Annotated in this window: 30 protein-coding genes; 18 read left to right on the plus strand and 12 right to left on the minus strand. The window is 63.1% G+C overall.

The window, feature by feature from the left end:
• Positions 1-8: 8 nt before the first annotated feature.
• Together HNQ39_RS20110 and HNQ39_RS20115 are read left to right on the plus strand one after the other, a co-directional pair.
• Positions 9-398: a VOC family protein gene (locus HNQ39_RS20110; RefSeq protein WP_184200922.1), complete on the plus strand. Its 390-nt coding sequence runs from the start codon at positions 9-11 to the stop codon at positions 396-398.
• Positions 399-409: 11 nt separating this feature from the next.
• On the plus strand, positions 410-811 hold the full coding sequence (locus tag HNQ39_RS20115; protein WP_425503581.1) for a DUF6891 domain-containing protein: 402 nt from the start codon (positions 410-412) through the stop codon (positions 809-811).
• On the opposite strand, the gene HNQ39_RS20120 is transcribed toward HNQ39_RS20115, so the two are convergent.
• Positions 808-2616 (minus strand): ABC-F family ATP-binding cassette domain-containing protein, encoded by a 1809-nt coding sequence (locus HNQ39_RS20120; RefSeq protein ID WP_184200928.1) that lies wholly within the window; start codon positions 2614-2616, stop codon positions 808-810. The two genes, HNQ39_RS20115 and HNQ39_RS20120, sit on opposite strands and share 4 nt — an antisense overlap.
• Positions 2617-2831: 215 nt before the next feature.
• On the opposite strand from HNQ39_RS20120, the gene cdd reads away from it, so the two are divergent.
• Both cdd and HNQ39_RS20130 read left to right on the plus strand, forming a co-directional pair.
• Positions 2832-3221, plus strand: coding sequence for a cytidine deaminase (gene cdd, locus HNQ39_RS20125; RefSeq protein WP_184200931.1), 390 nt, complete (start codon positions 2832-2834; stop codon positions 3219-3221).
• Between the two features lie 22 nt (positions 3222-3243).
• Complete coding sequence (locus tag HNQ39_RS20130; protein WP_184200935.1) at positions 3244-5652, plus strand: tetratricopeptide repeat protein; 2409 nt, start codon at positions 3244-3246, stop codon at positions 5650-5652.
• Between the two features lie 8 nt (positions 5653-5660).
• Here HNQ39_RS20130 and HNQ39_RS20135 read toward each other — a convergent pair whose 3' ends face one another.
• The 3 genes from HNQ39_RS20135 to HNQ39_RS20145 form a co-directional block, all read right to left on the minus strand.
• Complete coding sequence (locus tag HNQ39_RS20135) at positions 5661-6362, minus strand: M50 family metallopeptidase (protein ID WP_184200938.1); 702 nt, start codon at positions 6360-6362, stop codon at positions 5661-5663.
• A 35-nt stretch (positions 6363-6397) separates the two neighbouring features.
• The gene (locus tag HNQ39_RS20140; protein WP_184200941.1) at positions 6398-6796 is read right to left on the minus strand and encodes a hypothetical protein; all 399 of its coding nucleotides are present in this window, start codon (positions 6794-6796) and stop codon (positions 6398-6400) included.
• 353 nt (positions 6797-7149) lie between these two features.
• Positions 7150-7713 carry a hypothetical protein gene (locus HNQ39_RS20145; RefSeq protein WP_184200944.1) on the minus strand — a complete coding sequence of 188 codons (564 nt, stop codon included), beginning with the start codon at positions 7711-7713 and terminating at the stop codon, positions 7150-7152.
• A gap of 66 nt (positions 7714-7779) precedes the next feature.
• Here HNQ39_RS20145 and HNQ39_RS20150 point away from each other — a divergent pair, with 66 nt between their 5' ends.
• The 3 genes from HNQ39_RS20150 to HNQ39_RS20160 are packed head-to-tail and all read left to right on the plus strand — an operon-like array spanning position 7780 to position 9715.
• Positions 7780-8457: a hypothetical protein gene (locus HNQ39_RS20150; protein WP_184200947.1), complete on the plus strand. Its 678-nt coding sequence runs from the start codon at positions 7780-7782 to the stop codon at positions 8455-8457.
• Complete coding sequence (locus HNQ39_RS20155) at positions 8439-8876, plus strand: SPOR domain-containing protein (protein WP_184200950.1); 438 nt, start codon at positions 8439-8441, stop codon at positions 8874-8876. Before HNQ39_RS20150 ends, HNQ39_RS20155 begins: the two co-directional genes overlap by 19 nt.
• The gene (locus HNQ39_RS20160; RefSeq protein ID WP_184200953.1) at positions 8876-9715 is read left to right on the plus strand and encodes a hypothetical protein; all 840 of its coding nucleotides are present in this window, start codon (positions 8876-8878) and stop codon (positions 9713-9715) included. The genes HNQ39_RS20155 and HNQ39_RS20160 overlap by 1 nt, the downstream gene beginning before the upstream one ends.
• A gap of 7 nt (positions 9716-9722) precedes the next feature.
• Here HNQ39_RS20160 and HNQ39_RS20165 read toward each other — a convergent pair whose 3' ends face one another.
• A complete protein-coding gene (locus HNQ39_RS20165; RefSeq protein ID WP_184200956.1) occupies positions 9723-11918 on the minus strand; it encodes a DNA polymerase domain-containing protein in 2196 nt (731 codons plus the stop codon).
• 188 nt (positions 11919-12106) lie between these two features.
• Here HNQ39_RS20165 and HNQ39_RS20170 point away from each other — a divergent pair, with 188 nt between their 5' ends.
• The 5 genes from HNQ39_RS20170 to HNQ39_RS20190 all read left to right on the plus strand — a co-directional run bounded on the left by HNQ39_RS20170 (position 12107) and on the right by HNQ39_RS20190 (position 16668).
• Entirely contained in the window at positions 12107-12967 is an 861-nt protein-coding gene (locus HNQ39_RS20170; RefSeq protein ID WP_184200959.1) for a DUF1559 family PulG-like putative transporter, read from the plus strand.
• A gap of 56 nt (positions 12968-13023) precedes the next feature.
• Positions 13024-13257, plus strand: coding sequence for a hypothetical protein (locus HNQ39_RS20175; RefSeq protein ID WP_184200962.1), 234 nt, complete (start codon positions 13024-13026; stop codon positions 13255-13257).
• Positions 13258-14466, plus strand: coding sequence for a tetratricopeptide repeat protein (locus HNQ39_RS20180; protein WP_184200965.1), 1209 nt, complete (start codon positions 13258-13260; stop codon positions 14464-14466). It abuts the gene before it with no gap.
• Positions 14467-14470: 4 nt separating this feature from the next.
• Entirely contained in the window at positions 14471-15712 is a 1242-nt protein-coding gene (locus tag HNQ39_RS20185; RefSeq protein ID WP_184200968.1) for a tetratricopeptide repeat protein, read from the plus strand.
• A 149-nt stretch (positions 15713-15861) separates the two neighbouring features.
• Complete coding sequence (locus HNQ39_RS20190) at positions 15862-16668, plus strand: alpha/beta fold hydrolase (protein ID WP_184200972.1); 807 nt, start codon at positions 15862-15864, stop codon at positions 16666-16668.
• Here the strand turns inward: HNQ39_RS20190 and HNQ39_RS20195 are convergent.
• The 6 genes from HNQ39_RS20195 to HNQ39_RS20220 form a co-directional block, all read right to left on the minus strand.
• On the minus strand, positions 16634-17137 hold the full coding sequence (locus tag HNQ39_RS20195) for an NUDIX hydrolase (RefSeq protein WP_184200975.1): 504 nt from the start codon (positions 17135-17137) through the stop codon (positions 16634-16636). The genes HNQ39_RS20190 and HNQ39_RS20195 overlap by 35 nt on opposite strands.
• A 15-nt stretch (positions 17138-17152) precedes the next feature.
• On the minus strand, positions 17153-17848 hold the full coding sequence (locus HNQ39_RS20200) for a Type 1 glutamine amidotransferase-like domain-containing protein (RefSeq protein WP_184200978.1): 696 nt from the start codon (positions 17846-17848) through the stop codon (positions 17153-17155).
• 12 nt (positions 17849-17860) lie between these two features.
• Entirely contained in the window at positions 17861-18592 is a 732-nt protein-coding gene (locus HNQ39_RS20205) for an SGNH/GDSL hydrolase family protein (protein ID WP_343075979.1), read from the minus strand.
• A gap of 22 nt (positions 18593-18614) precedes the next feature.
• Positions 18615-19730, minus strand: coding sequence for an iron-containing alcohol dehydrogenase family protein (locus tag HNQ39_RS20210; RefSeq protein ID WP_184200984.1), 1116 nt, complete (start codon positions 19728-19730; stop codon positions 18615-18617).
• Positions 19731-19906: 176 nt separating this feature from the next.
• The gene (locus tag HNQ39_RS20215) at positions 19907-20779 is read right to left on the minus strand and encodes a phytanoyl-CoA dioxygenase family protein (RefSeq protein WP_184200987.1); all 873 of its coding nucleotides are present in this window, start codon (positions 20777-20779) and stop codon (positions 19907-19909) included.
• A gap of 71 nt (positions 20780-20850) precedes the next feature.
• Positions 20851-21555 carry a DUF1559 family PulG-like putative transporter gene (locus HNQ39_RS20220; protein WP_184200989.1) on the minus strand — a complete coding sequence of 235 codons (705 nt, stop codon included), beginning with the start codon at positions 21553-21555 and terminating at the stop codon, positions 20851-20853.
• A gap of 117 nt (positions 21556-21672) precedes the next feature.
• Here HNQ39_RS20220 and HNQ39_RS20225 point away from each other — a divergent pair, with 117 nt between their 5' ends.
• The 6 genes from HNQ39_RS20225 to HNQ39_RS20250 all read left to right on the plus strand — a co-directional run bounded on the left by HNQ39_RS20225 (position 21673) and on the right by HNQ39_RS20250 (position 25740).
• Complete coding sequence (locus HNQ39_RS20225; RefSeq protein WP_184200993.1) at positions 21673-22461, plus strand: helix-turn-helix transcriptional regulator; 789 nt, start codon at positions 21673-21675, stop codon at positions 22459-22461.
• A gap of 10 nt (positions 22462-22471) precedes the next feature.
• Positions 22472-23008 (plus strand): GNAT family N-acetyltransferase, encoded by a 537-nt coding sequence (locus tag HNQ39_RS20230; protein ID WP_184200997.1) that lies wholly within the window; start codon positions 22472-22474, stop codon positions 23006-23008.
• Positions 23005-23607, plus strand: coding sequence for an RBBP9/YdeN family alpha/beta hydrolase (locus HNQ39_RS20235; RefSeq protein WP_184201000.1), 603 nt, complete (start codon positions 23005-23007; stop codon positions 23605-23607). The genes HNQ39_RS20230 and HNQ39_RS20235 overlap by 4 nt, the downstream gene beginning before the upstream one ends.
• Positions 23608-23618: 11 nt before the next feature.
• Positions 23619-24164, plus strand: coding sequence for a hypothetical protein (locus tag HNQ39_RS20240; RefSeq protein ID WP_184201002.1), 546 nt, complete (start codon positions 23619-23621; stop codon positions 24162-24164).
• A gap of 104 nt (positions 24165-24268) precedes the next feature.
• The gene (locus tag HNQ39_RS20245; RefSeq protein WP_184201005.1) at positions 24269-24703 is read left to right on the plus strand and encodes a DnaJ family domain-containing protein; all 435 of its coding nucleotides are present in this window, start codon (positions 24269-24271) and stop codon (positions 24701-24703) included.
• Positions 24700-25740 (plus strand): threonine aldolase family protein, encoded by a 1041-nt coding sequence (locus HNQ39_RS20250; protein WP_184201008.1) that lies wholly within the window; start codon positions 24700-24702, stop codon positions 25738-25740. Before HNQ39_RS20245 ends, HNQ39_RS20250 begins: the two co-directional genes overlap by 4 nt.
• Here HNQ39_RS20250 and HNQ39_RS20255 read toward each other — a convergent pair.
• Complete coding sequence (locus HNQ39_RS20255) at positions 25697-26431, minus strand: coiled-coil domain-containing protein (protein ID WP_184201011.1); 735 nt, start codon at positions 26429-26431, stop codon at positions 25697-25699. The two genes, HNQ39_RS20250 and HNQ39_RS20255, sit on opposite strands and share 44 nt — an antisense overlap.
• Positions 26432-26461 lie beyond the last annotated feature (30 nt).

Consider the following 26461-nt stretch of genomic DNA (forward strand, 5'->3'; position numbering starts at 1 on the left):
TGTTCATTATGGCAACACTCAACGCAATTGGTATCGTCGTTTCGGACATGAGCAAGGCGCTCGCCTTCTATCGCCTCCTTGGCATCGAGATCCCGGAGCCTGAGGCGGGCGAGGACCACGTGGAGACAACCCTCTCCAGCGGCGTGCGTCTTATGTGGGACACCGAGGCACTAGTCCTCTCTTTTGATCCCGAGTGGACCCGCCCCACCGGAAGCCGCATCGGGCTGGCGTTTGAGTGCGCGTCTCCGGCGGAGGTCAATGCCCTCCACGCCCACGCGGTCGCCAGCGGCTACTGGAGCCACAAAGACCCCTGGGACGCCTTCTGGGGCCAGCGCTATGCCCAGCTCTGCGACCCCGATGGCACGGTGGTGGACTTATTTGCCGCTCTGACCCCGTAAGGACTCGGCACGTGGACACCGACTGTGATCGCCTAGACCGAGCATTTGCTGCCTTGAGAGCAAGGCACATGATTGCACTTCACGATGCAGGAGACTGCCAAGAAGATGGATTCGAGCTCTGTGATGCCGCTTTTGGTCGCCTTACAGAACCCGAGCAAGCGGAAATAAGCGGCTACTGTTTCTATCACGGGCAAGACACCACCCGAGCAATTGAGGGAGCAGGCCTTGGACTGACCTACTGTCCCATCGGCCCGATTCAGAGCGATGGCGATGCGGAGGGTATCGCCCTTGGTCGGAGTATTTGTGACGAGCTAGAGCGGGCGGGCCTGACCGTTGTGTGGAGCGGCGACTTTCAGGATCGTATCCAGGTCATCCCCTTTGACGGGAAGAGATGCTGGAAAGACGAAGCCTAGGCTTGTTTTGCTTCTAGCTCTTCCCAGCGGGCGTAGAGGCGCTCGACATTGGCCTTGGCTTTGGGCAGCTCTTCGCCCCAGAGACGCTGGAGCTCGGCGGCGTTGGTGGCGATCTCGGGGAGGAGCATCTTGGCCTCGATCTCGGCGACTTTCTCCTCCGCGGCGAAGATGGTCTCCTCGATCTTGGAGAGCTCCCGGCGCTCGCTGGCGGTGAGAGCAGCCTTAGGAGCCGTGGGAGCGACAGGCGCGGCGACCGCTTTCGGGGCTTTCTCTTTGGGAGGCGGTGCCAGGGCAGCGGCGCGGCTCTCGGTGTACTGGGTGTAGTCGGCGTAGAAGTTGGGGGCACCCTCACCCAAGACCAGGACCTGGTTGCAGACCTTATCCAGCACGAACCGGTCGTGGCTGACCAGGATCAGGGCACCGGGGAAACTCTCCATCCCCTCTTCCAGGGAGCCGAGCGAGGCGAGGTCCAGGTCGTTGGTGGGCTCGTCGAGAATCAGGAGATCGGCGGGCTGGAGCATGAGCTTGGCGATCGCGAGGCGTGCCTGCTCGCCGCCGGAGAGCAGCGCGACCTTGGAGCCAAGCTGGTCCTCGCGGAAGCCGAACTTTTTCGCCCAGCCCGTCACATGGATCGTGCTCTCGCGGTAGTTGATCACGTCCGACGCCGGCGAGAGCGACTCCCGCAGCGTGAGGTTGGGGTCGAGCTCGGCACGGTTCTGGGAGAAGAAAATCGTCCGGAGGCTAGCTGCCCGCTTGATGGTCCCCGTGTCCGGCTCCAGCGTCCCCATCAGGAGCCGCAAGAGGGTTGTCTTACCGCTCCCGTTCTCTCCCACCAGCCCCAGCTTGAGGCCGGGGGTCAGGACCAAGTCCAGCCCCGCAAAGAGCTCGCGGCCGCCTAGGGTCTTGGAGAGGTTCTTGCCGACCAGGAGCTCCTTGGTCTGGCGCCCCGATGCGGAGAACCCGCTCTCCATCGCCAGCTTCTCCGCATTGCGCCGCTTGACCGAGTCCAGCTCCGCAAAGACCTCGCCGGCGTCCTCGATGCGTCCCTTGGCCTTGGTCGAGCGCGCCCGTGCGCCACGCCGCAGCCACGCCAGCTCCACCTTTGCCGTGGACTCCAGCGCGTCCTGCTTTCGCCCCAGTGCGATCATGTAGGCCGACTTTGCCTCCAGAAAGTCCGAGTAGCCGCCCTTGACCGCCAGAAACCCCTCGGCGTAGGCAGAGTTCAGGTCCATGAGCTTGGTGGTGGTGTTTTCAAGGAAGTACCGGTCGTGGGTGATGACCACAAAGGCAAACGCCGGACTCTCCAGAATCCCTTCGAGCCACTCGACCCCCTTGAGGTCCAGGTGGTTAGTCGGCTCATCGAGAAACAAGACATCGGGCTCGCGCAGGAGCTGCTGGACGATTGCGAGGCGCTTTTTCCAGCCCCCGGAGAGTAGTGCCGCCTTCTGGTTGCGATCCGGGAAGCCGCCTTGCGCCAGCGCGATCTCGACTGAGATCATCTTCTCGGTCTCGTCCTGGTTCATGCCCGCCAGCCCAGCCAAGAGTGCCTGCTCGACTGTCTGCTCTCCCTCGAACAGCTCGTCTTGCGCCACGTAGCCGATCTGGAGCCCCCGCCGCGTGGAGATCGTCCCCCCGCTCAGCTGCCCACTCCCCGCCAGTGCCTTGAGGAGCGTGGACTTCCCCGCGCCATTCGGGCCAATCAGCCCAAGCCGCTCGCCGTCCTCAATGCCAAACGTGAGCCCCGTAAAGAGCGTCCGCCCCCCACTCCGAGCCTCGATTCCCTGCGCCGATAACAAAGTCGCCATACCAAGTCAGCAGTGTACCGTACTTGTGGGGTTCCCGGATAACGTAGAAGTTCCGGACAACGAGTGTCCGGGCTTGAGAGGGCGATCCACCCGCAAGCGGGTACCCGGCCTTCGCAGCCAACGGAATCTGTTGGGCACGAAGGTGCCCGTCGCCCTCTCAAGCCCAAGGACTCGTTCCTTGGGCTCCCTCGGGTACACACGGTAGAATATCGGCGATGACCGACTCACTTATCCCGCTTGCGCTCGCCGCCCGCCTGCGTGCCTATGCGCCCTACTCCAACTACTTCGTTGGGGCCGCGATTGCCACCGATGCGGGCGTGTTCTCCGGGTGCAATGTGGAGAATGCGAGCTACGGCCTGTGCAACTGCGCCGAGCGCACCGCCGTGTTTTCCGCCATTGCCGCGGGAGCGAGAACCGTCATGGCGGTCGTGGTCGCCACCCGGAACGGGGGCTCGCCCTGCGGCGCGTGCCGTCAGGTCCTCGCCGAGTTCGCCGACCCTAGCTGCCCGGTCGCCTGCGTGGACGAGACCGGGACGCTCGTGCTAGAGACAACTGTGGGTGCGCTTCTGCCCCATGCCTTTACGCCACGGAACCTCGCGCACTAACCTACCGTCCGATTTTTTAGCTATGCAGAAACCTACGTCTTCGTCGCCGCCCCCGCCCACAGCCCAGCAAAAAGCCAGTGTGCTCTTCAACCAGGCCATTCAAGCCACGCGTCAGGGAAAGCTCGCGCAGGCAGAGAAGCTCTACCGCCAGATGCTGGAGCAGGACCCCAAGGCCACCGTGGGCTGGATGAACCTGGCACTTCTCTTGGGACAACAAAAACGCCACGACGAAGCCATTGCGACCGCGCAGAAGGCAGTTCGACTGGAGCCCAAGGAGGGCCTCTACAAAGCGACCTTAGCGAGCTTGGAGTGGAACGCGGGCCGCACCGACGAGGCCATTGTCTCGGCCAAAGAGGCGCTAGCGGTCGCGCCCAAGAGCCTGGATGCCCTGCGGACACTCGGTGGGGCTCTGGTCTCCCAGAAACGCTTCGCCGACGCCGTCCCCTACCTCAAGACCTGGGCCGAGCTCCAGCCTAAAGACCCCGCGCCGCTGGGGGCGCTCGCCACGATTCAGGTCCAGGCAAAGCTGCCCACGGATGCCCTAGTCACCCTTCGGACCATGACCAAGCGCTTTCCCAAGGAAGCCAATGCGTTTCTGATGCGCGCGGATCTGGCGGGGCGGCTGGCGACCGAGCGGAAAGACAAGAAGCTGTTTCTAGAGGCGCGCGATAGCTACTCCCGCGCCTTCACGCTCAATCCCAAGAACCTCCAGGCGGGCTACAATGCGGCGGTCTCCGCCGACCAAGCCGGGGAGCACTCCGAGGCGCTCATGCTTCTGGAGAAGCTCCGGGAGCGCTTCCCCAACGCCGCGATGGTGCGCCATAGCCTCGCGCTAGCCTATCTCCGCGACACGCGGCGCACCCCCGGCGACCGGGTGGCACTGGGGCTGAAAGAGGCCGAGGCCGCTGTCGGCCGAGAGCCCAAGAACCCGGACTATGCCGCGACCCTGGGCTACATGGTGCTCTCACAGGGCAGCTCCAAGGAGCTGGGGCAGCGGGCTGCAAAGGTCTTTGAGGGTGCCCTCAAGCTCGATCCCAAGAATATCCGTGCCAAGCAGGGGCTGGCAGAGTCGTATCTGGTGCAGTCCGAGTGGGAGAAAGCCCTGCCCCTGCTCAAGGAACAGCTAGCTGCACAGCCCGACGACGACACGCTGCGACACCGGCTGGCGGCGACGCTCCAGGCCGCCGGCAGGCGCTCTGAGGCGGCGGTCGAGCTCAGGACGATCGCCAAGCGCAATCCTAAGGACACCAAGACTCTCAAGGACCTTGCACGCCTCTTTGAGCAGGATGGCCAGCCCGACGAAGCCGAGAAGACGCTGGAGGAGGCCCGGCAGCGCGACCCACAGGACCTGGAGACCCAGCTTGCACAGGCGGGCCTGGCCACGCGGCGGAAGCAGTACGAGAAAGCGCTCCTTGCCTACAACGCCGTGCTCGCAAAGCAGCCCGCCAACGCAGACGCGCACGCCGGTCTCATCGGTGTCTACGATGCGCAGGAGAATAAGACGGAGGCGCTGGCGGCTCGGGAGCGCTGGGTCAAGGCCGATCCCAAGAACAACCAGGCACGCTATGAGCTGGGGCTGCTCTACTCCAACCAGGGCCGCGACGACGACGCGTTGCGGATGCTGCGCTCTCTCACCCTACGCCAGGGCGACCCCAACCGCGATCTCTACCGCCAAGCGCTCCCCGAGTTCTACCGCCGGAAGAACCGCTTCGCCGAGGAGGCCAGTGAGCTGCGGCATCTCACGACCGAGGAGCCCACCAACGACGCCTTTCGTTTGCGGCTCGCGGAGGCCCTGGAGCGTGCGGGGAAGCCAAGTGAAGCCGAGGAGACCTACAAGACCCTGATCGCCCGTGCGCCCACCAACGACCTGCGCTACAACCTGGCGCTCATTGGCCTGCACGAGCGGACCGGGAAGGTCGACCAGGCAATCCAGGAGCTTGAGGAGCTCATCGCGATACGCACGAGCTCTGTCGAGGCGCGCACCCAGCTGATCCGGATGCGCAAGGAGCAAAAACGCCCCGAGCTCGCAGTCGATTTCTTTGAGAAGGTCGCCTTGAGCGAGGCAGGACAGCCCAATATCCTGCTCTGCCGCGCTCTGGATGAGCTGTGCCAAGAGCTGAAGCTGCCCGAGCGCTACCTTGCCTTTACCCAGAAGTCCCTTGAGGTCTATCCCAAGAGCAACCTCGCCTGGAAGCGTCGGGGTCAGTCCCTAGACGCAGCCAAGCGCTATTCGGAGTCTGTGGCCGCGTTTGAGAAGGCCGGTGAGCTCGATACGCGTGACCCGGAGGCCCCGTTTCTGCTCGGGCGGCTTCAGGAGGCGCAGGGCAAGAAGGCAGAGGCCATCGCTGCCTACACCGCCTCAATAAAACGACAGCGCACCGACCCTGCGGTCGATGCGCTGAAGCGGCTTGGAGCGCCAGTGCCGAAGTAGCACCCGGCTCAGACGGTCTTAAGATCGCGGAGCATGGGGCGAATCACCAGCCCGATCAGGATCACGACCGCACTGACCATCCAGAGGCTCGCCCAGACAATCGCAGGAATCCAGGTCGCCTGCTGCATGTTCATGGCATCGGTGTGGACATTGGTCTGGGCGGAGAGCAGGAAGAGCGTCTTGAGGTCGTAGAAGGCGTTGAGGACGCACTGCACCCCCAGAAACCCGACCAGCAGCTCCTGGTTAGGCCGAGCGAGCTTCTTCGCCGCTAGCAGGAGCGCTCCAGCGATCGGCACACCGGTCACCAGGGCAAACCAGGCACCAGGAGCGCTCGCCAGCCCAAAAACCGCCAAGGGAAGGGTCAGCGCGACACAGGCTCCCATAACCGTCAAGAGCCGCTTGGGCGCGATGCCACGGCGGAGACCAGCGAGGATCAGGGCACCAAAGAGGGTCGCCCCAAGATAGCCCGCCGCATTGATCACCGCCCCGACGCCGCCACGGGTCAGGGTAACCCCAGAGCCATCCGGTGAGACTCCCAGCGCCGTGGGCAGCCCCCCAGTGAGGAGCGCCGCCAGCGCATGACCGCCTTCATGGATAAAGGTCACAAAGAGACGCGCAGGGTAGGTCAGGAAACCGGCATACGGGACAAACGAGAGCGCGATTGTCAGAACGGCCCCCAAGAGGATACTACGGGTTGTATTGGCTTTCATGGTTTTTTCCTACTCTATTATACGGCTAAACAAGACTAAATCGTTCCCCCGCGCTGGAGGTACTCTCGCGCCGCCTCTCGGACCTGGGGCGAGGGCGACTCTAAGTGAATCCGAGCCACAGCGCCGCTTCCAGACTCCCCGGCACTAGCGAGGGTGAGCAAGATCGCAACGGTCGCCTCCTCGGAGATATCGCGCAGGAGCCGCTGGTTGAGGTAGGCCCGGTTCTCGACGCTCAGTGCCTGTGCCTCAGTCGTGGTCAGGCGGGGAAGGAGCCGCGCAAGAAACGTCTCCTCCGCCCTGTCCCACGCAGCGTGCACCTCCGTAAGCGTCCCCCGTGGAACCTGCCGCGCGACATCGAGCACCAAGGGAACGAGGCGCGTCTCCTTGACCTGCGACACCAGGGTGGTCAGTCCCAACACCAGATTTCTCTGCATGCGCTCCTCCCGCTCCCGTATCTGCTCCTGGTGTTTCCCAATACTTACCAGCCAAATGCCCGCAAACAGTACCAGAAAGAAATCCGACGTTTGCAATGGTCCTGAGAGAATAATCCACGGGACACCGATCAAAATAGCTACCACTAACACGACTAACACGACCGTCACACGTTCTTTGGTCCACCAGCGAACGCGCTTGGGATTTTCCAATAGCACTGCGCAGGCCGCCAGAGCAGGCTCAAGCTCCATGCCGTCGGTGAGGCGCACCGGGGGAAGATTTGAGTCCGCGAGACGCTCACGAAGCTCCCGCACAAGTGCAACTTGCGGTTCCTGAGGTTGCCTTTCCATCTGGTTCATGGCGTGGGCCGGGCGGGGAAGCGCCGCTGGATACGCGCTAGCTCACGGGTCAGGGCCGGTGAGTCGTGCGTCATCAAGAGAGCCTTCGTAGCCTCGTCGCCGAAGCGGTGGACGAAGTGTGCCACCTGGAATCGGTGGGCTTGCAGGACGATTAGAGCGCCCTCGCGGCGGAGATTCGCGACCAAGAACGCCTTCCAGCGTAGCGTGAAAAACAGCCCCATCGACGCGCGCGGCGGCAGGTTGGTCTTCGCGAGCCAGGGGTCGTCGTAGCGTGGAGCAAGAACCGATGCGGCATGCGGGGGTAAGAAACAGAGCAAAAACGCCATGCGGGTCGCCGCAAGGCTGTCGGCTCCCGGTTCGGGGTGTGTCTCCGCGAGGCGAGGATCGTCGAGAAAGGCCACAAGCTGAGTGTGGTCTAAACTGGCTAGCGCGGCGCGAAGGCCAGCGTTTTCGGGAGGAGCTGGCGGCAAGCCCGAGGCACTCGACGACTTGATTTGCTCAATCATTGCAACACAAAAGCTCTCCCACTCTGCCCACGCGGTTTCCAGCGGCTCGTCCATGGCTGTATTCTAGCGTGAAAAATCATACTTGGCGGCCGGCGTCCCCCTGCCTACAATGACGCCACAATGGTCGAGCTTTGGTTTACACCGCGTAGCAATGTCACGATTCACCCGCACAAGTGGACCTACCGGCTCTCGCTGGCGCACATCGACGGCTGGCGGAACCTGGACGATGTAGTACAGGTGGCCCTGGCACGTGGGGGCTATAGCCAGGAGTACGCGGGGATTGCACACTGCCGCGACGACGCCCACCGGGGAAAGATGCAGTTCTGGCGGATGCAGTGGACCGATAAAACGGGGCCACGCGGCAAGGTTCGCCAGTTCCATTTTCCAGAGGAGGACTACCTGGCCACCCTAAGCGCACGCCTCCTGCTCGACGGTCGCATCGAGGATGCAGAGCGGGTTCGAGGGCTTGCACTGGCCCCCCTGCCCGATGTGACTCTCCTCCCCGTCCCCGATCCCTACGAGCTCTCGAACTACAGCTTCAACCACCAATTCACCTACGACGTGCGCCACGCTGTCCGGCTGATCCTCGACCAGCGGGACTTTGCGCTGGCCCAACAGCGTGCCGAGAGCCGTGAGGGGTACACCGTGGCAGATGGGAGCCGGCTGGAGTATCTTTCGGGAGGGCAGCTTCGCCTGCACCTACCGAGAGGACATTCGCACGAAGTCCCGGAGGCGCTCTACAGTTCCCTTGTCGCACGGCTCCCTCAGGAGGTGGAAAAGTGGACTGCGAGTCACTAAAAAAACGATTAGATGAGGCGGGGTGCTCCGAGTCGAACTACAGTATTGGGTGCCGCAACGACGATACCTTTGCGCTGGAGAAGTTCGGCGACGAGTGGTGGGTTTTCTACACCGAGCGCGGTAGCGTGAGCGATCCTGAGTTTCGCTCGGAGAGTGAAGACGCCGCCTGCGCGTATCTCTGGGAGAAGATGCAGCACATCCGCCACGATCACTTAGTAGGAACCTTCTCCGACCCCGATGAAGCACGGGAGTTTGTCGCATGGCTGGAGCGCCAGGGGCTCGCCCACTCCTACAATCCCATACCGGAGCCCGTCGTCACCCCGACGATGCACCGTATCTTTGTTCACGGCACGGCGGTCTTTGCGGTGCGAAAGTTCTTTCCAAATCTCCCTATCCGGCGCTGGAAGGCTGGCACATAGTGGGACACAGCATCAGCGGCCTCCTTCTCAAGGGGCCCTACGAGCCGGTTCGAGCCGCGCAGCTCGGGATGCCGTCGCGCTCCCTCCCCTTTGACCTCACCCTCTTCTTCTGCGAGTGGCGCCTCGCGGAGTACTGGAGCCGGATCTTAGGGATTTCAGGCGAGCTCCCGATCCCAGACTCGATCGCGCCGCCCTATCCCCGCGACCAGGTTCTCATCACCCTGATGCAGACCATCACGCAGCAACCCGAGCCGCTATTTGCCATTCTTGCCACAGACTACTTCGGCGGAATCGGTAGCCAGGCCGCCTTTGTCTTTCAGGGCGAGAGGAGGGTCACGCCCGAGGGGGAGGACAGCATCAATGCCGCACTAGTGCGCCTCGGCGTGATCAGCGTTCCGGGCCACGATGCCTTCGAGACGCTAGGGCTCGACAAAATCCGCTCGATGCCCGACATTGACTTGCCCGAGTATGATGTTCCCACGCCGACCACCTACCCGCACCCTATCCCCGGCCTGCTTCCTCGGACAGAAAATGCGTTCTGGCTCGCGGCGGGAATCTCGGAGCTGTCGCTACGGCGCCTCGTCGACGAGCTCCCTCCCGACCACAGCCTCACGTTCTACGACCCTACCTATCCCTCCCCCACCGACCCCGGCGCCTTTGTCACTGTCACGCATGGCCCCGTAGGAGGTTTTCTCTGCAGGCGCGCCAACCACGGCTGGCACACCCGGGCGGAGCCGATTCGGAAGGATGAAGCCCTTGCGCTCTTAGTCGCTGCCTCCCCACACCACGTCCCGCTCAACGCAACCGCGGCCACGGTTCACGTGCGCCCGCGGCGCTGAGGGTGTCCTAGAGCTCGAAGAGGCTCATCTGGTGCTTGGCATCTTCGGCGGCCTTGCGTTTTGCGCCGGTGAGGGGCTTGGGGCAGAGCTTCTCGAAGTCCTCCCCAATCGCGGCTTCCAGGCGGAGGGCGAACTTGTAGAGCTTGGTCTGGTAGTATTCGATGTCTTCGTCGTGGTTGTAGTTCTCTGCCGAGACCAGCGCCTTATCGCCCTCGCGCTGGTAGATAATCGCGTAGTCCCCGACCGTCAGGCCGGCCATCGCCTCGGCGTTGCGCTTCTTGGCATCGCTGGTGAAGGTCTTGTCGGTCACCCGCTCGCGGCGGGAGATCTCCTCGATCCCAAGAGTCCGGTTCTCGATGGCATCCAAGAGCTCTTTGTAGCGCGCCGAGAGCCCCGCACGGTCGTCGTTGAGGAGGTAGTCCACGGCTTCGTAGAGGAACTTTTTCCCGAACTTCTCATCGGCGCGCGAGCGAAGGCTGGAGCCCTTGAAGGTCTTCTTGCCCTCATAGCTCACCAGCACGTAGTTCTTGGCCTTGAGCGAGAGCATCACCTGGTAGCGGCCATCGAAGGCGAGGCGGATTCCCTCCGGCAGGGTCGCGCCGATCTCGCCGATAAACGCCTCTTCCGCCGCCAGGCCCGTGATGCCGTCGGGTGCCTGGAAGTAGACCCCATCCGTGTCGATCTCGATCACGGTCGCGCCGCGGTTTTCCAGCTCCTCGGCGATCTGCTTGACAATCACCTGCCCGATCTCGGTCACTCTTGCGGCGGCGGTGTAGTCGTTGAAGTAGAACGGGGCACCCAGGTAGCCGTAGAACGAGTTGATGAGCAGCTTGTAGGAGCCCTGGAGGCCATCCCAGTACGCCGATGCAATCTGGTTTTGGGCGGCCTCGTAGTCCTTGGCCTTGCGCTTTGCCATCAGGCGGCGGCGCGTCAGCTCCTTCAGAAGTGGCAGAAAGAGCCCGAGGGTGTCCGAGCTACTACTGACATTGTAGTTGAGCATGATGCTCGGGTAGAGGCTCTCGACATCCGCCTTGACGATCCCGCGGAGCAGGCCCGCGAGGCGCATCTCGGTGTAGCCGCCGCCGTAGGGCTGGCTGGGCTGCTGGCGTGGGATCGCGTGGCCCGCTTGCAGGTACGCCCGCACAAAGACCGAGTTGATCTTCTCTCCGCTCCCGGTCACCGCCACGGACTGAAAGACATCGGGCACCATCTGGGTGGAGTAGAACTCTGTGGGCGTGACGATCTCCGCGAGGCGCCGGGTCTCGCGCACATCTCCGAGCGTGTAGGCCTTCACCCGCTCCGGGTCCGTGCGCCAGAGCGACGCGATCTCATCGTGGGGGATGTAGACCCGGTCGGGCTCGGCGATATGGTAGGTGCGGGCGCACTCCTTGAGGTTGTAGGAGCTGATCTCCCCGCGGGCCACATCGAAGCGCTGGGTCTGGAAGAGCGTGTCCAGCACGTGGCGTCCCCAGATAAAGTGCGGAATAAAGGGGCGCGTGTTGGCTCCCATCGCACAGTTGCGCTCGTTGCCCACCCCGATCTCGGACTGGTCGCGGCCCCACGGGAGCGCGATATGCAGCGCCTTTGCCCGCGCCCGAATCCAGGGGAGATCGAAGCCGTAGATATTGTGGCCCTCGATAATATCTGGGTCCCACTCCGCGACTAAGTGATTGAGCGCCCAGAGCATATCTCGCTCCTCGCCAAAGAGCAGCTCCTCGTTGCCCACATTATCCGAGCAGGCGATCAGGAAGATGCGGGCGTCGGGCTCGTTTGGGGTAAACGTGGTGGTCTCGATATCCACCTGCATCCGGCGCACCTCGGTGAAGGCCATGCCCTTGAAGAGCGTCCGCCCCGTCCCGAGCAAGAACTGTTTCTGCGGCGAGCCATACTGGAGAAAGTCCCGGCGCTCGTCGCGCAGGATCTGCCGCGCATCCAGGTAGGCACGCCAGCTCGGGAAGCGCACGAGCCGGCTGTAGCCCTCGCCCTCGAGAAGCACCTCTTCCCCCTGTGGCAAAAAGCGCTCGTCGCGCTGGATCAGCCACGGGATAAACGGAACCGTCTCTTGGTGCACCACTCCGTCGCGATCTCGCGAGAGTAAGGTCGCGCTATCTTGAGTCGTCTCCACCGCCACCAGCCGCGGGGTGGTATCGAGCCCATTTAAGGCAGCATCGAGGTGAATTTTATCCAGAGCGGGTACGGGCACGGGGAATTATACCCCACGGTCTCTGAAGGCGTGAGACACAAGGTTATTTACTTAAATACGTTTAATTTTCCCGCTTGAAAAACAATGTTTCCGAGAGAAAAATTACCTCTTGACATTATGTCTATAAGTATGTAAGATCGCGGTGTCTTCCCTTTTCGGGAGGCGATCCTGAGGAGGTACTTAGGTTTATGAAAGTTATGCAGAAAGTACTGCGTGGTTTTACACTGATCGAGTTGCTTGTTGTCATCGCGATCATTGCCATCCTTGCCGCAATCCTTTTCCCTGTCTTTGCCCAGGCCCGGGAGAAAGCTCGACAGACGGCCTGTCTCTCGAATATGAAGCAGCTGACACTGGGCATGGTCATGTATGCACAGGACTACGATGAGAACTTTCCGGGCTGGCAGTGGGATCGCTGCTACTCTGCCGGTTCAGACCCGACCTGTGTCAACAACGGTGGTGGTCTTTGGCACAACGCGATCTTCCCCTACGTGAAGAGTGCCGGTGTCTATTCCTGTCCCAGCGATGCACGTCAGGCGGGCGTGAAGACCAACTACTCTGGCTGGTTCAACATGGCCACGGTCAAGGGCTTCCCCAGGGAGCTCTGGGATCCCATCACCCAGAAGGGTGCCCCCATCTCCTACGGTGCAAGTGAGCCCCTCACGTATAGCTATCCGTCACTGGCCAGCATTGGCCGGCCCGCCGATACCTATATTCTTGGGGATATGGTGACGACACTCTCGGGCTGGGAGGGCTGGGACCAGTGGGTTCAGATCGCCAACAACCCGACGCACCCTGGCTGGACCGCCGCGGGCCAGCCGGCCAACTGGAGCCGATGGCGCCTGATGCGTACTGCCTACCCCAAGGCCGATGCCTGTATCTCCACCTACTGGGGAAACAACGCGGTCTGGCAGGGACCGTTTGACCCGGCCTGGGACAAGTGTGCACAGCACTCCGCACAGGGCAACAACATTGGCTTTGCCGATGGCCACGTGAAGTACACCCAGACCGCACGCTGTACCATCCAGCTCTACGGTATCGTCAACAACTAAACCAACGAGAGGAAAGGCCAGCAGGGGAGCCCTCCCCTGCTGGCTCAGGTCACGCCATGTCTAAGTCTGTTGCTGTCCTTGTTGGGCTCGGTGTTCTCCTCCTTGCGGGATGTAACAAAGCCGCGACGGAGAACCCCAATGCTCAGATTAAGGGGCCTTCGCAAAACGAGATGCAGAATACCTACGCCAACCGCGCCCGCCCAGGCGGCGGTGGAGCGATGGGCCGTCCCATGCAACCAGGGATGGGAATGGGGGCACCGTACGGCTCGCAAGGGGGCGCACCGCGTTAGATGCGCTGTGCGGCTCTTGTCCTAGGTCTCCTCTGTCTTGGGTGCCGGCTGACGCCAGCACCCTCTGCCTCTCTTGGGAGCTCCCCCCTCCCTTCCACCACACCGCTCCCAACCCCAACACCTCTACCGCTGAGCCCAGCCCTCACGGAGAAGCTGAGCGATGCCGCCAGCCGCCTGCGCGCCCAAGACGCGTCGGCGCTGACTGCCCTTTTGGCCCTTGAGAGTGATGCCAAGAACTCTGCCGTCTTGAGTGAGCAGCTTGCCGGGCTCTACGAGGAGCTTGACTTCACCGACAAGCTCTACACCCTGGCCCTCCAAGCAACCCGTCTTGACCCGCAGTACTCCCCCGGCTTTGTGCGGCTTGGCCGCGTGGAGCAGTACCTGGGTTACTTCGACCAAGCAGAAAAGCACCTGCGCGAAGCCGTGCGCCTTGCCCCCCACTCCTCGGATGCCCAGCTCGCCTATGGCCTCTACTTTCAGCACGAGGCCAAGTGGCCCGACGCAGAGCGCTGCCTGAAGGCCGCCTGCGACGCCGACCCCGCCACGTGGCAGCTCGCCATTGTCTACAGCCAGATCCTGGTGCAGGAAGGAAAGTTCGACCTCGCGCTTCAGGCGATCGACACCGCCCGCAAGGTCGCGCCCGACAAGCAGATGCTTGTCTTTCAGCGCGCGATCACCCTCGCCGAGCAGGCAACCGCCCTCGAAAAATCCGGTCAGGGCGCGCAGGCAGCAGCACTGCGGCAAGAGGCACGCCCCGCCGCGGAGCAGGCCATTCTCAAGCTCGCCCAGTCCGGGCCGAGCTGGTTTCACCTGAGCAAGCTTCGCCAAGCGATGGGGGACCAAACCGGAGCGCTTGAGGCGCTGGAGAAGGCCCATGCGCTCGCCCCCGGCTACCTCAACACACGCTATGTCTTTGCCCAAGCCTTGCTCCGCCAGGGCCAGCGGGAGCGTGCCCAGAAGCTCCTCACCGACGATGCCGCGCAGAAAAGACAGTCGGATCGCTATCAGCAGCTTGCGCTCGGGGTGGGGCAAGCCCCCGACGATAGCGAGAAGCGCCGCGCCTTTGCTCGGTACTGCCAGGAGCACCGCCTGATCAACCGAGCGCTCTTTGAGTGGGAGCAGCTCCTCCAGCGCAAGCCCACTGACCCAGAGGCGACCCAGCAAGTAAAGACCCTCACGGCACAGCGCCTCAAGGATATGACACAATAAGGCTATGAAGCGCCAAAAGAACCTCTTTGTCTTGTTGGGAGTCCTGCTGGTGGGTGGGCTCGCCAGCCTTCCCTGGCAGCTCCGCCAGTGGAAATCTCTGGAAGCAGAGCGCCAGAAGACAGCCTTTCAGGAGAAGCGCTTGCGGGAGCTGAGCCAGGCGAGCCAGAAGACTAGCGAGGCACGCACGCACCTGCCAACCGATCCCGCGAGCCGCATGGAGGCTGCCCTCGCCTTGGTCAAGACAGGTGATAGCACGCATGCCCTCCCGCTCCTGCACGCCCTTGAAGAGGACTCGCACCGCATTCCGGGAATAACCAGCCCACTCGGCGACCTCTACCGACAGGTCGGGCAGGTCGACCGTGCCTATGCCTTGCTGAGTAGTGCGCTCCTCCTCACTCCCAATGACCCCGCGACTCTGGTCCGTATGGCCTACCTTGAGCTCAGCCTCGGGGAGCGGGAGGCGGCGATGGAGCATATCCACAAAGCACAGGCCGCCGCCCCCAACGATCCCGAGCCCTACCTTGCCGAGGCGTTCTACCAGGACCAGGAGAGCAAGTTCGCCCTCGCCGAGCCCCTGCTGAAGAAAGCACTCGCCGCCGCGCCTGAGCGCTGGAACACCGCCGCTCTCCTGGCAGACAACCAGGCACGCCAAGGCCGCTACGACCAAGCACTGGAGTCGCTGGACCGCTTGGTCGCCGAGCACCCCGGGGAGACTCAGATCCTGGCGCAGCAAGCACGCACCCTGCTCGATGCCGCAAACGCTCAATCGTCGAAAGCCTCAGAATATCGCAAGAAGGCAACCGAGGTACTGGAGACCGCCCAAAAGCTCGCGCCCGGTGATGCATCGCTTCCCTTTGAGCGGGGCCGTGCCTGGCGCGACCTTGGGGAGACCGCAAAGGCGCGGCAGGCCTGGGAGGAGAGCTACCGGCTCAAGCCCACCTACGCAAAGCTTCGCGGACAGCTCGGGGCGCTCCTTCTCCGCACGGGAGAGATCGAGCGCGGCCGCCGCCTGATCGCCGAGGAGGAGCAAGCCGAACGGGAGCGGACGGACTACAATGTCGCGGTGGGTAAGGTGATGCAGGCCCGTGGCGACGAGCAAGCACGCCGGCAGTTTGCCCACTGGTGCGCGACGCACCAGAAGCCCGCCCGCGCGATCTTGGAGTGGGAGCGTCTCCTCAGTGCGCACCCCAATGACCCGGAGGCAACACAGGAGCTCGCCCGGCTGAAGAACAACGGGATGGAGTAGGCCGTAACCACAAGGGTTCCGGCTTAAAAGGGCGACGCGTCCCTTCGGACGCAGTAGATTCTCTTGGCTACGAAGGTAGCCGTAGCCCTTTCAAGCCCGGACACTCGTTGTCCGGGCATCTTGTCCCAGCCGACAGGGTACAATTGCCTGTGACCTTTTCTGAGCTCGTTCGCCTCTGGCTGGTTCCCCCGACGTTCCCCGCGCCTAGCTTCCCCATCGCTCCTCGGGAGTTCACTCTGACGCTCGGGGCGGTTCCTCTTGAGGGTTTTCCGGCGGAGCGCTACCCCGAGGTCCTTGGTGCCCATAAAACCGTCGCTTGCTACGAGTGGCCCGGCGATGGCCCTACTCTCGTTCTGGCGCATGGCTGGGGTGGGTGTGCGGCGCAGTTTGCGGGCTGGATCAAGCCGCTGACCCAGGCGGGCTACCATGTTCTGAGCTACGATGCCCCAGCGCACGGTGCCTCGGAGGGAACTCTGGCCAGCGCCCCCGCCAATGCCGCCACTCTGAAGGCCCTGATCGAGTGGCAGGGCAAGCCAGTACACGGAATAATCGGGCACTCCCTGGGGGCGATTGCGACCACCCTCGCACTCGCCGCCGGCGTTCCGGTCACGCAGGCGATCTTCCTCGCCCCGATCTGCTATGTGAGCGATGGTCTCAAGAACCACGGGCTACGGCACGGGCTAACCGACTCGGAGGCGGACGGGCTTGTCGCCTACTTTCAGGCTGAGTTCTCCACGGACCTCTCGCTGCTCACGGCGCTGGCGCGGGTCTCGTCACCACCGCCCCTCACCCTCTTCCACGACCGCGCCGATGAGAGTGTCCCGTTTGCCGAGGCAGAGACCATCGCCGCGCACTGGCCCGGCGCACAGCTCGTTGAGGTTCCGCGCGTCGGCCACACCCGTATTCTGCTGGCACGCGGGGTTATCCAGCAAGCGCTTTCCGTGCTAGCCGGCTGAGCGATTCTTCGTCGAAGGCCGCCAGCTCCGTGAGAGGAATCCAGCGCCCCGTGGTCGGGGCCGCGCCCTCGCGCAAGATGAAGCGGTAGCGCAGGTCGTAGTGAAAGTGATCGGGCTCCGCGCCGCGCGCGGGAATGAGATGGACATCCACATCGAAGAGCGCACCATCGCTGAGGACCTCCCCCTCGGTCAGCCCCGTCTCCTCACAGAGCTCCCGCAACGCCCCATGCCACGGCGACGCGTCCTCCGGCTCCAAATGCCCTCCCGGTTGCAACCAGCGCTGGAGCTTCTCGTGCCAGATCAGCCACGCCTCGGTGCCGTCGGGGTTCACCAAGAACGCTGAGCCCGTCAGGTGCCCTTCCTGCGTTGAACGCGACGCGGGTGCGGTGACGCGCGCCACAAAGGCACGTAGATTGGCCACATGTACCGCTTCTGTGGCATCGAATGCGTCGTAGTTATCGGGAATCATGTTCTTGATCTTCCTCTAGGTGGGAAAGTGCCGCCAGTGTCCCTCGGAGACAACTTCAACGGTACCATTGCTCACTTTTATCGCGGTCTCGTCGTCGATGGTGTAGCACGGCACCGATATTCCGGCGGCCCAGCGCTCGGCATTCGCCATTGTATTGGTGGGGAGCTCCGCGTGGTCCAAGTGGGGAAAGATCGAAAAGTCTACCAGACCCAGTGCCGCATCGATCGTGCCGCCTGTACTGTCGCTCGAAACGGGTGGCTTCCAACCAACAAAGTCCTCCCCGATACGTGGGGTCATGGCCATGCTCCCCGCGCTCAGTCCCACCCAGACGGTGTTGTTTAACGAGGGTAAGAGATGGAGCAGACCCGACTGTCGCATCCAGTGGCACAAGTACAGGGCATCGCCCCCCGCCACGAGCAGGACATCGGTCTCACGAACCTTGGGCACCCAGAGCGCTTCGTCGATACTCGGCAGTGCCGTGAGCTCCAGAACCCCCAGGGACTTCCAACCGAGCTCGCACATCGGGGTGCGGGGTTCGCGTCCGCTGATGAAGGACCACACCTTGTCGCCGGGACCGACCCAAGGATGGCCGTACATCGCGGTGGGGATGCAGAGGGCGTTCGATTCTGAAATGGGTTTGCCCAGCAGGTCCACCAGCGCGTTCCGGATACTCGCATTTTTGATGCCCGCGGAAGTGAGAAGTAGTTTCATTACACGGGCAGTTTACGGTGACTTGAGTAGCAGCACCAGTCTCTCATTGAGCCTTTCGTACCCCGCAGGACTCAGGTGAAGATGGTCCGTAGCGAGCTCCGCCCGGATTTTTCCGTCGGCTGCTGCAAGAACAGGCTCCGTCTCAAGTATCTGGACTCCCTCGCGGCCAAGCTTCCTAAGCTCCGTATTCGTTTCCCGAACCAGCCCCGCAATACCGTCCGACCAGAACGGCTCCTGCCAGGGCTTAGGGGTTTGTACGGGGAAAATCGTGCAGAGAACCACAGGAATATTGTGTTTTCGTAGTGTCTCCACCATCTTGGCAAGGTTTGCCACGCAGTCCTCTTTGAGGCGCACTCGGCGCTCGGGTAGGAGTGGCAAGGCGCGCAAATCGTTGATACCACACTCCAGCACGACACACGAGGGCTTCCATCTAAGCACATCTCCCTCCAGCCGTCCGAGCGCCTGTGCCGTTGTCTGTCGTCCCACACCCCGCGTCACACATGCTCGCCCTTGGATACGTGGCAGTACCCACATCTGCGCGCGGGAGTCTCCAAAGAATACAATCGCACCTTGACTGGGAGTAGGTTCACTCTCATAGACTTCTTGGCCAAGGGGATCAAGGCGAACCAAAAAGTTCTCCGTCCGCTGAAGGCGAAGCTGGGTAGACAGAGCCAAAGCGGTCGCAAGTGCTACGAGAAAGCCAACGCTTACGGCGGAAATCGCGAGCCGAGCCGTACGCTTCATTTACGCTCCTGTGACGACATCTCTACCAACACGCCTCTAGAACTTCTCGTACGTCGCTCTCGTGGACGGTGCGAGGATTGGCTTTTGTGGAGCCGCTGACCAGTGTCTCGGCGATTACGGCATCTAGGTCGGCGCGCTGGAGGCCAAGGTCGGAGAGCTTGCGCGGGATGCTGAAGTCATCGAGCCAGGTTTCTGCGAGGGCGGCGAGGTCTTCGCGGGGCGCTCCGATTCCGATGGCGAGATCGCTGTAGCGGTCGAGGTCGGCGCCGGTGTTGAAGCGGATCACGGCGGGTAGGAGCAGGGCGCAGAGGAGGCCGTGGGCGGCACCGGTGCGCGCCCCGACCGGATGGGCGATGCCGTGTACCAGCCCGAGACGTGCGGTGTTGAGCGCCATCCCCGCCTGATAGCTTGCGATCAGCATCCGCTCACGGGCCTCCAGGCTCTCGCCGTCGCGAAACGCCGACGGCAACCACTCGGCGATATCAAAGGCGGCTTGCAGGGCGAGCGGATCGGTGAAGGGGTTGGCACCGCGGCTGACATAGGCCTCCACGGCTTGCACAAACGCGTCCATGCCAGAGTACGCGGTGACGTGCGGTGGGCAGGAGACACTCAGTGCGGCATCTAGGACGACCGTCTTAGGGAGCATCGCCCCGCCGCGAATACTTGCCTTTTTGGGGCTCGCACCGCGCTTGTCGGTGAAGACCCCCACCCAGGTCGCCTCAGAGCCAGTGCCTGCTGTGGTCGGGGCCGCGAGGATCGGGAGGGCCTGGCCCCTTTCGTCGGGAACCGTGAGCTTGCCGTCGAAGTAGTCGTAGATGCTCCCCGGGAGGGCGGCGGCCTTGGCGACATCGAGGACGCTTCCCCCACCAATGGCAACTATCGAGTCGCACCCGAGCGCGGCTTGCTGGGCGTCGGCGCAGTCGGTGAGGCTCGGCTCGGGAGGGACACCAAGGTGAACCTTCGCGCCGGGAAGGGTCGCCAGAATCTTCTCCAGCATCCCCGACGCTTGCAGGCTCTTGCCACAGACCAGCAGCGGCTTTGCCCCTAGTAGCGCGGCCTCCTGCGCGAGCCGACCATCGGTGGCGGCACCCGCGCCGCAGACGACCTTACCGGGGGTGACAAACGTGAACGTGTGCATGGGCATTAGGGTACCCGATCTTTTCCCCCCCGGTTGGAGCGGGGGGGCTGGAGAGCGTCGCAGGCTCCGCTGCAAAGCCCGTGCCGGGCATACCGAAACCGCGTTGGCGCGGTTATGGCCGGAACGGCCTTCGCAGCGCGGAGCGCTCTCCAGTCCCGCCCCTCCAACGGGCGGGATCACATTGTCCGGTGCGCGGACTTCTGCGGGGCGGGCTTGGCGAGCGCTTCGGCCCAGGCGGTGTCCCAGGCGGCGTAGTCGGTCTCGACGCTGGCAGGGTCGGCCTGGCTTCGCACCACGAACGACGGCAACCAGGGGCGCCCGGTGGGGGTGCCGGTGGGCTGGAAGCGCAGGTCGAGGCTCCAGCGGACGGTGTCGGTGAGGTTGGGGGTGGAGTGGTGCGGGGTGCAGCGGTGCATGAAGATGACTCCCCCTTTCTTGACCGCACCGATAATCGGTGGCGTGTCGGGGAGGGCATCGGGGCGGATGGTCGCGCCGCCGGGACCGCTCGTGTGGGGAAGAAGGCCCTGCTTCCAGACACCCGGGAGGATCTCCATACAGCCGTTCCTGACGGTCGCGTCCACCAAGGGAATCCAGCAGGTGACAATCTCGCTGTGGTCAGCCTCCTCCCACGTCACGGCGGCGTCTTGGTGCCACGGGACATTGAAGTAGCTCCCCCCGCTCTGGTCGGTGACCTTGCCGCGGATGTGCTGGATCGGGCTGGCGATCAGCTCAGGGGTTCCGAGGAGCTGCTGCACGGCGTCGAGGAGGTTCTGGCAGCGCAGGAAATCAAAGAACTCCGGGAGGCGCGTGTTCATCACGTCCATCCCCTGCTCAATCGCCCGGTTCTGGACATAGAGCCAGGCAAAGCGCTTGTCGAAGGGCAGGCCCTCGTGCAGGTCCGTGAGCCCGAGCTCCCGTGCCTTCGTGTCGATCCAGCGCGTGTAGCCCTCGATCACCGGTGCTAGGTCGGCCTCGTCGAGCACGCCCTCCGCCACTAGAACCCCGTCGGTCTTAAACTGCGCGATCTGCGCCTCGGTCAGTCGTCCCATTGTGCTATGTTACCCATCCATAAAAAAACAGAGGCCGGAGCCCGGCCTCTGCGTGTGCTTTTCCGCGTCCCCTAGACTCCGAAGACATTGAATGCGGTCGAGAGCGGCGCATCGTTGCCGTTCCAGGCGGTGCCGGTCGGCCAGTTTACCTTGCGATCCTTGCCGTTGATCCACTTTGCATGGCCATCGCTGTAGGTCATGTTCAGGCCATTGCTATGACGTGCCTCAACAAAGAAGCGCGTGTCGCTCTGAGGCGTTCCAAAGGGCCAGACACGGTCCACCTCGCCCCAGACCTCCGCAAAGGTCACCACCTCCGCAGGAGCGGCCATCGCCGCGAGCGTGATCGGGGTCGTGCGAGCAAGCCAGTAGTTGTAGCCGTAGCCACGGCGGAAGCCACGGGTATCGCGCGACGGTGCCTTGCTGGGGCACTGGTAGAACGGCAGCTTTGCCGTGAACAGATCGGGGCGGGTCGATGCCAGCGCGGCATTGACCTGAGCCGCAAGGTTGGTATCGCCCATCTTGATGTAGGGAATCAGGTCCACGGTCCAGTCACGTGCCGGCGGACCACCCGACCAGACCGTACAGAGGGTCTCGTCGTAGTCCTGGACATACATCATGAGCGCGGTGCCCATCTGCTTGCAGTTCGACAGGCAGCTAATCTGGCGGGCCTTCTCGCGGGCCTGGGCAAAGACAGGGAAGAGAATGGCGGCAAGAATCGCGATAATCGCGATCACCACCAAGAGTTCAATGAGAGTAAATGCAGCGTTGCGCTTCATAAGTTCCGCTCCTCAGAGAGTAAGAAAACACCGTGGTTATCCACCAGCGGATGTCGTAGACTATAGAGCATATTGCCTCCTTAGACAATACACAAAACGATTAGGAATTTGCACAATATGAGCAACCTTACGTTTCTTGCGAGCTCCAGTCACCCTCTCTATACCCTGAACTTAGATAAGCATCTCCTAGGTTATTACACAATCCAGTATGTCTGCCAAGGCGAGCTTGAGGTCGCCTACGACGACCAGTTCTACTCCCTTACCGACCAGCCCTCCGGCTGGTTCTTTCCGGCCTACCCCGGCCCGCGCCTGCGCTTTCATCCCCGCACGCTTGGCGGAACGTGGTGGCACCGGCACCTTGCCTTCCAGGGCGACCGGGTCGAGCAGTGGCGCGCGCAGGGCCTCTGGCTCACCGAGCCCCAGCTCTGTCCGGAGAGCATCGACGGTGGCGCACGCCTCGACACGATTATCGCGCTCAGCCGCGCCACCAGCCGCTGGAGCCATGAGAGAGCCATCAACCAGCTAGAGGCGCTGCTCCTCGACCTCGCCGAGGCACGCACCACGCCCGCGACAGAGAGCCCCTGGCTGGCACGCGTGCTGGCGCTTCTGGGGGAGGACTTCACCCCCGACTACGAGCAGCTCGCCCGCACTCTGGAGTGCTCGCTTGCTACCCTGCGCCGCCGCTTCAAGCGCGAGACCGGCCAAGCGCTCCATGAGTACGTCATTGTCCAGCGAGTCGCCCGGGCACGCACCTTGCTCCTGGAGACAGACTATCCCCTGCGCGAGATCGCCGCCCGCCTCGGCTACGACTCGGAGTTTTTCTTTGCCCGCCAGTTCAAGCAAGTCGCGCTGGTAACCCCCGGCGAGTACCGGCGCAGCGGGCTCTTCATCCCCCCGCCGGGATAAACAAAACGCCATGCTAGAGACCGACCGCCTGCTCCTGCGCCCCTTTACCCTCGACGATGCCCCCCGTGTCTTCGAGCTCGCGAGCGTCCCCGAGGTCGCCGCAACGTCGCTCAATATCCCGCATCCCTACCCCGAGTCCCTCGCCGCGGACTGGATCGGCAAGCACCCCGCTGAGGCGAAGAAGGGAATGCATGTCCTTGCCATCACACGCAAGACCGACAGCCTGCTCCTCGGCGGCATCTCCCTAGGCATCACCCACCGCCACCACCGTGCCGAGCTGGGATACTGGCTCGGGCTCCCCTACTGGAACCAGGGCTACGCTACCGAGGCGGTGCGCCGCATGATCGCGTGGGGCTTCACCGAGCACAAGCTCAACCGCATCTTTGCCCAGCACTTTGCCTGCAACCCCGCATCGGGGCGTGTGATGCAGAAGGCCGGGATGACTTTTGAAGGAGTCCTGCGCGACTGTATCCAAAAAGACGGTGTCTACCACGATACCCCGATGTACTCGATCCTACGCGCAGAGTGGGTAAACTCTAGCCCATGAGCAACAAATCCACTCTGATCCTGCACGGCTGGGGCGGCAATAAGCCCGAGCACTGGCAGGAGCACCTCGCTGCCACCCTCACCGCTGCCGGCCAGACCGTCCACTACCCCAAGCTCCCCGAGCCCACGGCACCCAACCTGGAGCTCTGGATCGCGGGGCAGGAGGCCGCATTTGCCGCTGCGGGCGATCCCGACAATCTGACCGTGGTCTGCCATAGCCTTGGGGCGATCACCTACCTGCATGTCGCCAGCCGCGCCACCGCAAAGCTCGCCGAGCGGGTCTTGCTGGTCGCACCGCCCTATGTCGTCCCCGGAATCCCCCCGTGGAGCGCCCCCGCCACCGTGGACACGTTCTTTCCCCCGCCCCTAAACGCCGATGCCATCGCCAAGGCCGCCACCGTGACGCATCTGGTCGGCGGCAACGACGATGACTACGCGACCTGGGAGCAGATGGAGACCTATGCCAAGCGCCTCGGGATCGAGTGCACCATGCTCCCCGGTGCGGGCCATATCAGCCCGTACTGGGGCTATGGCAAGTGGGAGTGGGTCGAAAACTGGTGCCTCGGAAGCGCCGAGCTTCCCCCCGTCGCCAAGAAGTAGAAAGTCCTGTTATGGAAGTGCTCCACGATAGCAAACTCGAGGCTCTTTTTGCGGAGCTCTATACAGTTTGTGCCGTGGAGCATTTTGTGTTTCAAGATCCCCCCGCGTACAATCCTCACCGAGCGGTAGCACTCGCAAGCCTCTATGCCCTCAAGAGCAAATTCGCCACCCAGACACAACTTCTCTGGAAAATGACGATTGACCAAGCCGAGTTTGACCGAAGTCAGGGGACGTATCTCTCCCCACGACGATTTCTGGGTCCCGAGTTTGACTGGAAATCGAAACAGTTCATCCCGATAAAGCATCGCGAAAGTACAGACAACTACCTCTATGTCCTTCGAGACCCCGTGCACGGATCTGGTGCCAGCATCGCCCTCGTTGAGCGGGTGTGCGACGTGCTCTTTGGAGAAATCGCCTCGCTTGAAATCTACGCCTGGCCGACAGATTGCTCCAACTTCTTTGATTTCGGTAAGGAATGGTGGGGCGCGTTTTTCTGGACAGTCTACAGCCCCACTCACAACTGGTATGTCGGAATCCTCGCCTCATCTACAGACTGACGCGCCATCCTCCCGTTAGCGATGTCGCGGAGCGACTTTGTGGCGCTTGCGCCAGAAGCGAAGCGGGGCCTGCGTCGTTTATGACGCCACGGTAAAATAGGCGCATGGACTGGATGCGCATTGTCGGGGAGCGGAAGATCAAGGAGGCGATGGACGAGGGGGTGTTTGACGACAACCCGCTCAAGGGCCAGCCACTTAACTACGACGAAGACGCGGGGCTGCCGCCGGACCAGCGGATCACGAAGAAGATCCTCAAAAACGCTGGTGCCCTCCCCGAGTGGATGCAGCTGGAGGTCGATATCCGCCGCGAGCGCGAGGCGACTGTCAAGCAGAAAGAGCGGGCCTACAAGCTCCTGGACAAAGCCCCCCTGGAGAGCCGTGAGCGGATCAAGGTGCGCCTGCGGGCCGAGCTGAAAGAGTCCATGGATGCGGTCAACACGATGATCCTCCAGTACAACATGATCTGCCCCGCCGGCTACGCACGCCCTTTTGCCCCCTTTAGCCTCCAAAAAGAGCTGGAAGAGCTCAGCGCACGATGATCGACCTCTACTCAGACACCAAGACCAAGCCCACGGCGGCGATGCGTGCGGCCATGGCGGCGGCGGAGGTGGGCGATGACCACTTTGGCGAGGACCCATCGGTGCAGGCGCTTCAGGACTTTCTGGCGGATAAGCTCGGGAAAGAGGCCGCACTGTTTCTGCCGTCGGCGACCATGGCCAACCAGCTGGCGGTGAAGCTCCACACCCAGCTCGGCGATGCGGTGATCTGCCACGACCTGTGCCACATCCGGCTCTTCGAGGGCGGCTTGCCGGCCGTCCTCTCCGGGGTCTCTCTCGACTCGGTCACGGGCGAGCGCGGCGTCTTCACCGGCGCTCAGGTGCGCGAGGCGCTCCGCCCCAAGGGCCGCTACTTCCCCCCCACCCGCCTGGTCTGTGTGGAGAACACGCACAACTTCTGTGGCGGTACCGTCTGGTCCGCCGAGGAGCTCGACGATGTCGTGACGGCAGCGCGCGACGCGGACTTGGGGCTCCACCTCGACGGCTCCCGGCTCTTCAATGCGGCGGTCAAGCTGGGCGGTGTCGAGGGTGCCTGGCCGATGGCCGCGCGCCTCTCTCGCGACTTTGACACGGTGACGATCTGCCTGACCAAGGGGCTTGGAGCGCCCATCGGGGCCCTGCTCCTTGGGGCACACGAGCAGGTTGAAGCAGCGCGGCGGTGGAAACACTCGCTGGGCGGCGCGATGCGCCAGAGTGGGATTGTCGCGGCGGGCGGGCTCCACGCGCTCCAGCACCACCTCCCGCTACTTGCGGCGGATCATGACAATGCTCAGCGTCTCGCGCAGGGGCTTGCGGAGATTCCTGGGGTCGCCCTAGATCCCTGGCCGACCACCAACCTCGTCTTTGCCAATGTCACCGGCACGGGGCTGAGCGGCGACGAGGCGAGACAGCGCTTACGGGCGGTGGGTGTCCTGAGCTCCGGGACGGGAAAACGCGTGCGCTTTGTCACGCACCTCGATATTGGCCCAGACCAGATCAGCGAGGCCGTCGCGGCGGCGCGGGAGGCGTGGCGGGCTTAGGGGCAGCGGCTTTCCGTACGCTCTCCTCCCAGCGAGCACGCTCCTGGGCGAGGTTCTGAACCTCCAGCTCGTGGCGCTGGAGGTCGGTGAGGAGGTCAAGTCGCACGGACTCCAGCGCTTTCTGGTCGAGCTCGTGCTGACGAATCGCCGCTTCCAGCTGCTGCCGCGTCTTATCTAGCTGCGCCGTGTCCGACTCCCACTGCCGACGCTGTGCCGCGAGCACTTGCTGGTCGTGGGTAAGGGTGCTCTGCTCGGAATCGAGCCGCTGGCGCGTGCGGACAGCCTGACGCTCCGTGACCTGCAGCTCGGCTTGCCATGTCGCCAGCTTGCGCCGGAACGAGTCGAGCTGGCTGTACTCGGAGTCGTAGCGTTCTTTGGCAGCGCGGGCCTCGCGACTCTCGTGCTCTAGGGTTTCCTGCAGGCTCTTGACCCGCTGGCGCTCGTTCTCAAAGTCGTGGATGGCTTGCTGGAGCTCGCTCTGCTCGGTGCGCAGGCGGCGAAGCTGGGGCTCAAAGTCCCGCTTCTCGCTCTCAAAGCGCTGCCGATCCTGGTCGAGCTTCTGCCGCTCTTCGTCGATGCGCCGCTTGAGCCCCTCCAGCTGCTGTTGCTCCTCGCGCTCCCGCGCTTGGGCAAAAACGGGCGTGGTGAGAGCCAGTGTCACGATCAGTAAAAGAGCACCCCAAAGCCGCATGTTCGTATCCTCAGAGGTGGGAACGTCGTG

The sequence above is a fragment of the Armatimonas rosea genome (assembly GCF_014202505.1).
GTDB classification, from domain to species: domain Bacteria; phylum Armatimonadota; class Armatimonadia; order Armatimonadales; family Armatimonadaceae; genus Armatimonas; species Armatimonas rosea.

Coding starts and splice junctions, on each gene's coding strand:
- HNQ39_RS20135 (WP_184200938.1), bottom strand. CDS start 6,362: ATGAAAGCCAATACAACCCGTAGTATCCTCTTGGGGGCCGTTCTGACA.
- HNQ39_RS20185 (WP_184200968.1), top strand. CDS start 14,471: ATGAAGCGCCAAAAGAACCTCTTTGTCTTGTTGGGAGTCCTGCTGGTG.
- HNQ39_RS20110 (WP_184200922.1), top strand. CDS start 9: ATGGCAACACTCAACGCAATTGGTATCGTCGTTTCGGACATGAGCAAG.
- HNQ39_RS20205 (WP_343075979.1), bottom strand. CDS start 18,592: ATGAAGCGTACGGCTCGGCTCGCGATTTCCGCCGTAAGCGTTGGCTTT.
- HNQ39_RS20225 (WP_184200993.1), top strand. CDS start 21,673: ATGAGCAACCTTACGTTTCTTGCGAGCTCCAGTCACCCTCTCTATACC.
- HNQ39_RS20220 (WP_184200989.1), bottom strand. CDS start 21,555: ATGAAGCGCAACGCTGCATTTACTCTCATTGAACTCTTGGTGGTGATC.
- HNQ39_RS20130 (WP_184200935.1), top strand. CDS start 3,244: ATGCAGAAACCTACGTCTTCGTCGCCGCCCCCGCCCACAGCCCAGCAA.
- HNQ39_RS20180 (WP_184200965.1), top strand. CDS start 13,258: ATGCGCTGTGCGGCTCTTGTCCTAGGTCTCCTCTGTCTTGGGTGCCGG.
- HNQ39_RS20230 (WP_184200997.1), top strand. CDS start 22,472: ATGCTAGAGACCGACCGCCTGCTCCTGCGCCCCTTTACCCTCGACGAT.
- HNQ39_RS20170 (WP_184200959.1), top strand. CDS start 12,107: ATGAAAGTTATGCAGAAAGTACTGCGTGGTTTTACACTGATCGAGTTG.
- HNQ39_RS20150 (WP_184200947.1), top strand. CDS start 7,780: ATGGTCGAGCTTTGGTTTACACCGCGTAGCAATGTCACGATTCACCCG.
- HNQ39_RS20255 (WP_184201011.1), bottom strand. CDS start 26,431: ATGCGGCTTTGGGGTGCTCTTTTACTGATCGTGACACTGGCTCTCACC.
- HNQ39_RS20145 (WP_184200944.1), bottom strand. CDS start 7,713: ATGGACGAGCCGCTGGAAACCGCGTGGGCAGAGTGGGAGAGCTTTTGT.
- cdd (WP_184200931.1), top strand. CDS start 2,832: ATGACCGACTCACTTATCCCGCTTGCGCTCGCCGCCCGCCTGCGTGCC.
- HNQ39_RS20120 (WP_184200928.1), bottom strand. CDS start 2,616: ATGGCGACTTTGTTATCGGCGCAGGGAATCGAGGCTCGGAGTGGGGGG.
- HNQ39_RS20240 (WP_184201002.1), top strand. CDS start 23,619: ATGGAAGTGCTCCACGATAGCAAACTCGAGGCTCTTTTTGCGGAGCTC.
- HNQ39_RS20175 (WP_184200962.1), top strand. CDS start 13,024: ATGTCTAAGTCTGTTGCTGTCCTTGTTGGGCTCGGTGTTCTCCTCCTT.
- HNQ39_RS20235 (WP_184201000.1), top strand. CDS start 23,005: ATGAGCAACAAATCCACTCTGATCCTGCACGGCTGGGGCGGCAATAAG.
- HNQ39_RS20250 (WP_184201008.1), top strand. CDS start 24,700: ATGATCGACCTCTACTCAGACACCAAGACCAAGCCCACGGCGGCGATG.
- HNQ39_RS20200 (WP_184200978.1), bottom strand. CDS start 17,848: ATGAAACTACTTCTCACTTCCGCGGGCATCAAAAATGCGAGTATCCGG.
- HNQ39_RS20140 (WP_184200941.1), bottom strand. CDS start 6,796: ATGCAGAGAAATCTGGTGTTGGGACTGACCACCCTGGTGTCGCAGGTC.
- HNQ39_RS20215 (WP_184200987.1), bottom strand. CDS start 20,779: ATGGGACGACTGACCGAGGCGCAGATCGCGCAGTTTAAGACCGACGGG.
- HNQ39_RS20245 (WP_184201005.1), top strand. CDS start 24,269: ATGGACTGGATGCGCATTGTCGGGGAGCGGAAGATCAAGGAGGCGATG.
- HNQ39_RS20195 (WP_184200975.1), bottom strand. CDS start 17,137: ATGATTCCCGATAACTACGACGCATTCGATGCCACAGAAGCGGTACAT.
- HNQ39_RS20210 (WP_184200984.1), bottom strand. CDS start 19,730: ATGCACACGTTCACGTTTGTCACCCCCGGTAAGGTCGTCTGCGGCGCG.